Origin of the sequence: Sandarakinorhabdus sp. (assembly GCF_041689835.1) — a bacterium.
Taxonomy (GTDB): domain Bacteria; phylum Pseudomonadota; class Alphaproteobacteria; order Sphingomonadales; family Sphingomonadaceae; genus Sandarakinorhabdus.
The window spans coordinates 1-6,013 of sequence record NZ_JBDNFM010000063.1; the positions used below are offsets into that span (position 1 = coordinate 1).

Consider the following 6,013-nt stretch of genomic DNA (forward strand, 5'->3'; position numbering starts at 1 on the left):
CAAATCCACCACCAAGGCCCAGCAGGGCCTGTATGAATATGATGCCGTTTCCCGCCTGCGCGACAGCCAGCTGGGCGACAGCCGGGTGAGCGACATCGCCAATTACATCCGGCGCGGCAAGATGTGGGAAGCCTTCACCAGCGAACGCCTGCCGGTGCTGCTGATCGACGAGATCGACAAGGCCGATATCGAATTTCCCAACGATCTGCTCACCGAACTCGATCGCATGGAATTCGATGTTTACGAAACCGGGGAGCGGGTGAAGGCCGAGCAGCGCCCGATCGTGATCATCACCAGCAACAACGAAAAGGAATTGCCCGACGCGTTCCTGCGCCGCTGCTTCTTCCACTACATCAAATTCCCGGATCGTGACACGATGGAAGCCATCGTGCGCGTCCACTATCCCGACATCCAGCGCGCTCTGGTCGCCGAAGCGATGAACATCTTCTTCGACATGCGCGAAGTGCCCGGCATGAAGAAAAAGCCCAGCACCAGCGAACTGCTGGATTGGCTCAAGCTGCTGATGCACGAAGATCTGCCGCTCGACGTGTTGCGCAATCGCGACACCAAATCGCTGATCCCGCCGCTGCACGGCGCCCTGCTCAAGAACGAAGCCGACGTGATGCTGTTCGAACGCCTCGCCTTCATGAGCCGGCGCGGGCAGGGTTAAGCCAGCCCCGCCGCGCTCTAGCGCAGCATCAACCCCCCATCGATCGCCAGGCTTTGCCCGGTGATATAGCTCGCGGCCGGGCTGGCGAGGAACAAGATGGCATTGGCGATTTCCTCGGGTTCGCCCCAGCGCTGCATGGGGATGGCCCGCATCAGTTTCTTTTCACGCTCCGGATTTTGGCGGGCGCCTTCGGTCATGCGCGTTGCAATGAAGCCGGGGGCAACCAGGTTCACGCGCACGCCGTCGGGGGCCCATTTGTCCCCCAGCGCCCGCGTCAGGCCCAAAAGGCCAGCCTTGGAAGCGGTGTAGGCCGGGGTTTCCTTCAAGGCGAGGAAACTGGCGAGGCTGCCAACATTGACGATGCTGCCGCGCGTGGCCTTGAGCAACGGGTGCAGCCGCACCGAAAGGTCCATTACCGCATTCAGGTTTGTGTCGATGATCTGCTCGAATTCTTCCTGATCATATTCATTGGCCGATCCGCGGCCGGCGTTGTTGATCAGCACATCCAGGTTGTCGATATGCGCTGCCACCTCGGCGCGCGCTTCGGGCCACGTCAGATCGGCCTGCAAATAGGTCGCGCCTTCGGGCGCCGCATCGTAACATTCCACGCGGGTGCGGGTGCCGGTGATCGTCACCTTGGCACCAAGGGCGAGGAATTGGTCGGCAACTGCCTTGCCGATGCCCTGCGTGCCGCCCGTGACCAGCACGGACAATCCGCGCGCCCAGCTGCCATTGTTAAGGCCATTCATGCCGAAAGTCCCCCGTCGATCACCAGCGAGGCGCCGGTGACATAGCGCGCCGCATCCGACGCCAGAAAAATGATCGGCCCGGCAATACCGTCCGGTTCGCCGATGCGGCCCAGCGGCACCTGCCGTTCCGTGGCTGCCAGCCGGTCGGGATGTTCCCAGGTGATCGCGGTCATCTTGGATCGCACCAGTCCCGGCGCCACCAAATTCACCCGTATGCCCTCCCCGCCCAGCGCCTGTGCCAGCGTGCGTGTAAGGGTGAGCAGGCCGCCCTTGCTGGCGGAATAAGCCGGCTGGCCAACCGTGCCGCGAAACGAAGCGACGCTGCCGACAAGGATGATATTGCCTTTTGTCGCCGCCAACGCAGTGCGAAACTTCATCGCCAGCGCCATCGGGCCAGTCAAATTGGTGGCCAGCACATCGGCAAACACCTCGGGCTGGAACTCCGCCCGCTTGTAGGCAACCTTGGCGCCGGAAACGACCAGCACATCAAGCCGCGCCGCGCCCGGATCAAACGCCGCCACTGCCGCCAGATCGCCCTGATCGAGCTGGTGATACTCCAGCCCGGCCAGATCACCATCGCTGCCGGCATAATCAGCTGCGCTGGCACGCGTGCCCGTCACGATCACGCGCGCACCGGCGGCCAGGAACGCCCGCGCAGCGGCATTGCCGATGCCGGTCGATCCCCCTGTCACTACCACGGTCTTGCCGGCAAACTGGCTCACGCCCACTCTCTCCCCAATACTGCAAAGGGATTTCAGCCATGGCGCTACTTTTGGGCAAGGTCGCGATTGTGACAGGCGGCGGCCGCGGATTGGGCCGTTGTCACGCCCTGGCGCTCGCCGCCCACGGTGCCGCCGTGGTGGTGAACGATCTGGGCGGCTGCGTGACGGGCGGCGGCCCTCACGAATTGCAGGGGGGCGCAGCGGCCGACGTGGTGGCCGAAATCATCGCCTTGGGCGGCCGCGCAGTGGCCAATCGTGCCAGCGTAGCCGATTGGGCCGGCGCAAAGACCATCATCGACGACGCGGTGACGGCGTTCGGCGGGCTGGATATCGTCGTCAACAACGCCGGCATCAACCGCCCCGCCAGCCTGATCGACCTGACCGAGGCCGATTTTGATCTTGAAACCGGGGTGCATCTGAAGGGCACCACCGCCGTCTGCCACCACGCCGCCGCGCTGTGGGCCGCGCAGGGTCGCCGGGAAGGCCGCGCCATCATCAACACCACGTCGCCGGTGGGCGTGCATCCAATGGCGAACGGCGGGCCGTATTGCGCCGCCAAGGCCGGCATTGCGGCCCTTACCGTGGCTGCGGCGCAGGAACTCGCCCATCTGGGCGTGCGCGCCAACGCCATCGCGCCGGCTGCACGCACCCGCATGGTGATGGCCAGCCCGGCGGTGGACCAACTCATGCCCAAAACCGAGGGCTTCGATCGCCACCTGCCCGATCATGTCTCGCCGCTGGTGGTCTATCTCGCCTCGCCGCTCAACCGCTTCACGGCGCGCATTTTTGGCGTGGAAGGGCCAGACGTGGCGCTCTATCAACCGTGGAGCGCCGACTGGCTGGTGACCAACGCCGGCCAGTGGCAGGTGCCGGCGCTGGCCGATGCACTGTCCGCCCTGCCCGAACAAGCGCCAATCCATGCCTTTTACCCCGGCGGCCGCATCGACACGCTGATCCCGCCAAATCGCACGCTGAAAGCGCTGCGCGGCGGCTGACAAAATTCCGCATTGCACGGCCGTCCGTACCCGGCGACAGTCGCGACATTCAAGCCAAGGCCAAACCCATGTTTCTCACCTTTCTGCAAGAACTGCGCGCCGCGAAAATCCCGGTCTCCATGAAGGAGCATCTGCTGCTGCTGGAGGCGCTGCAAGGCAATGTCATCGATTATTCGATCACCGATTTCTATTATCTGGCCCGCGCCACCTACGTGAAGGACGAAGGCCTGCTCGACCGCTTCGACATGGTATTTTCCAAGGTGTTCAAAGGCATAGAGCCAACACTTGAGACCGGCGAGACCGAGATTCCCGAAGATTGGCTGCGCGCCATCGCCGAAATGAACCTGAGCGAGGAAGAGCGCGCCGAGCTGGAAAAAATGGGCTGGGACAAGCTGATGGAGACGCTCCAGAAACGCCTGGAAGAGCAGAAAAAGCGCCATGAGGGCGGCAACAAGTGGATCGGCACCGCCGGCAAATCACCGTTCGGTGCCTACGGCGACAATCCCGAAGGCGTGCGCATCGGCCAGAAGGACGGCCGCAAGGGCAGCGCCGTCAAGGTTTGGGACAAGCGCGAATTCAAGAACCTCGATTCAACCGTCGAACTCGGCACCCGCAACATCAAGGTCGCGCTGCGCCGCCTGCGCCGCTTTGCCCGTGAAGGCGCTGCCGACGAGCTTGATCTGGACTCGACCATCAAGGGCACCGCCAAGCAAGGCTGGCTCGATATCGTCATGCGCCCGGAACGTCACAATGCGGTGAAACTGCTGCTGATGCTGGATATCGGCGGCTCGATGGATCCGCACATCAAGCTGTGCGAGGAGCTGTTTTCGGCGGCAAAATCCGAATTCAAGCACCTTGAATTCTTTTATTTCCACAACTGCCCCTATGATGCGGTGTGGAAAGATAACAATCGCCGTTGGACCGAGCGTTCCTCGATGATGGATGTGCTCCACAAATACCCGCATGATTACAAGCTGGTATTCGTAGGCGATGCGTCGATGAGCCCGTACGAAATCACCTATGCCGGCGGTAGCACCGAACATTGGAACGAGGAGCCCGGCGAAGTCTGGCTGCGCCGGATGACCGACATTTATCATTCATCAGTATGGCTCAACCCGATCCCCGAAAAACATTGGGAAAACGGCCAATCAATCCGCATGATCAAGGAGATCATGAACAACCGCATGTATCCCCTCAGCCTCGAAGGGCTGGACCGCGGCATGCGGGAATTGAGCCGCAAGAAATAAGGATCGCCCTCCCCCGGCAACAAACCGGGGAAGGGCGCGCCAGTTACTTGCCCGCCGCTGCCTCGCGGCCCTGCAATTTCTTCGACTGTTCGCCCACATAGGCGCGCACGGCTTCCAGTTGTGCCGGGGTGTACCAGCGGCTGAAGCCGATCATGCCATTGGCCTTCAGCGCGCCATCATGAACGATGGCTTTCCACGCATCGGCATCGCTCAGCACCGCCGAACGGCGCAGATCGGGCAGGATGCCGGATGAATAGGCATCGGTACCGTGGCAGGCAAAGCAGGTCGAATTGTAGATGCTGCCGCCCTCGGTCACCTGCGCCAGCGTAAACACGTCCTTGGGCGGATTGGCCGCCGCAAACACCGGCGCTGTGGCCGCCGGCAGCTGGCGCTTGTCGCCCAGCTTGAACACCAGCACGCGGCCATTCCTGGCTTCGCGCGGGTCTTCAAAGGCGCTGGTCAAGGGGTAGGCGCCGCCATATCCGGCCATCACCGCCACATATTGCTCGCCCTTCACCGCATAGCTTACAGCCCCGGCGATGATGCCGGTTTGCGCGTCGAAGCTCCACAATTTGGCGCCCGTGCTGGCGTTGAACGCCTGGAACGTGCCAGCGCCATTGCCCTGAAACACCAGATTGCCTGCCGTTGCCAGCGTGCCGCCGTTCCACGGGCCATCATAGCCCACTTCCCAAGCGGGCTTTTGCGCCACCGGGTCCCACGCGATCAATCGGCCTTTCAATGCCGATTTGATCGCCTTGAACTGCGCCCGGTCGTCCGGCACCGAGCCGGCCGCCAGGCTGATGCCAAGGTTCCACGCGCCTTCGCGGCGTTCAAAGCCGGCCTCGCTCTGGTAAAACTGCGGGATTTCCTGCGCCGGCAGATAAACCAGGCCGGTGCGCGGTGAAAAGCTCATTGGTTGCCAATTATGGGCGCCCAATGGCGACGGCATTACCAGTGCGCCAGCGTTGCGGTAGCGCGCCTCTGGCACTTCGATCGGGCGGCCGGTTTTCATGTCGACGCCCGTGGCCCAGGTTTGTGTGGCAAAGCTCTTGGCCGAAACCAATTGGCCGTTGGCGCGGTCGATCACATAGAAAAAACCGTTTTTCGGCGCTTGCATCAGCACCTTGCGCGGCTTGCCTTCGATCATCAGCGTCGAAAGGATGATCGGCTGGGTGTGGGTGTAATCCCAGGTGTCGCCCGGCGTGCCCTGATAGTGCCAGATATATTCGCCCGTTTCCGGCTTCAGCGCCAACACCGACGACAGGAACAGATTGTCGCCCTTGCCTTCGGAGCGGATCTGGTGATTCCACGGGCTGCCATTGCCAACGCCGATGTACAGCTGATCGAGTTCCTGATCATAAACGATGGCATCCCAAGCGGTGCCGCCAGCGCCGCCCTTCCAGTAATCGCCATACCAGGTCGGCAATGCCTTGCCGGCCAGCACGCGATCCGATGCTTCGCCATCGGGGCCCTTGGCCGGATCGCCCGGCACCGTGAAGAACCGCCATTTCTTCTTGCCGGTCATCGCGTCATAGGCGGTCACATAGCCGCGCACACCCAGTTCGCCGCCGCCGTTGCCGATCACCACCAGCCCCTTTACCACGCGCGGCGCGCCGGTGATGGTGTAAGG

General features: G+C 62.6%; 6 protein-coding genes. 3 read left to right on the forward strand and 3 right to left on the reverse strand.

The window, feature by feature from the left end; translation table 11 throughout:
* A partial coding sequence (locus ACESL8_RS03185) for an AAA family ATPase (RefSeq protein WP_372915884.1) occupies window positions 1-670 on the forward strand: 670 nt, incomplete at its 5' end.
* Between the two features lie 17 nt (window positions 671-687).
* Here ACESL8_RS03185 and ACESL8_RS03190 read toward each other — a convergent pair.
* Both ACESL8_RS03190 and ACESL8_RS03195 read right to left on the reverse strand, forming a co-directional pair.
* On the reverse strand, window positions 688-1,419 hold the full coding sequence (locus tag ACESL8_RS03190; RefSeq protein ID WP_372915886.1) for an SDR family NAD(P)-dependent oxidoreductase: 732 nt from the start codon (window positions 1,417-1,419) through the stop codon (window positions 688-690).
* Window positions 1,416-2,141: an SDR family NAD(P)-dependent oxidoreductase gene (locus tag ACESL8_RS03195; RefSeq protein WP_372915888.1), complete on the reverse strand. Its 726-nt coding sequence runs from the start codon at window positions 2,139-2,141 to the stop codon at window positions 1,416-1,418. The genes ACESL8_RS03190 and ACESL8_RS03195 overlap by 4 nt, the downstream gene beginning before the upstream one ends.
* Before the next feature lie 38 nt (window positions 2,142-2,179).
* On the opposite strand from ACESL8_RS03195, the gene ACESL8_RS03200 reads away from it, so the two are divergent.
* Both ACESL8_RS03200 and ACESL8_RS03205 read left to right on the forward strand, forming a co-directional pair.
* Entirely contained in the window at window positions 2,180-3,136 is a 957-nt protein-coding gene (locus ACESL8_RS03200) for an SDR family NAD(P)-dependent oxidoreductase (protein WP_372915890.1), read from the forward strand.
* A gap of 68 nt (window positions 3,137-3,204) precedes the next feature.
* Window positions 3,205-4,383, forward strand: coding sequence for a VWA domain-containing protein (locus ACESL8_RS03205; RefSeq protein ID WP_372915892.1), 1,179 nt, complete (start codon window positions 3,205-3,207; stop codon window positions 4,381-4,383).
* Between the two features lie 43 nt (window positions 4,384-4,426).
* Here ACESL8_RS03205 and ACESL8_RS03210 read toward each other — a convergent pair.
* Window positions 4,427-6,013: PQQ-binding-like beta-propeller repeat protein (locus tag ACESL8_RS03210; protein WP_372915894.1), on the reverse strand; the 1,587-nt coding region annotated here is incomplete at its 5' end.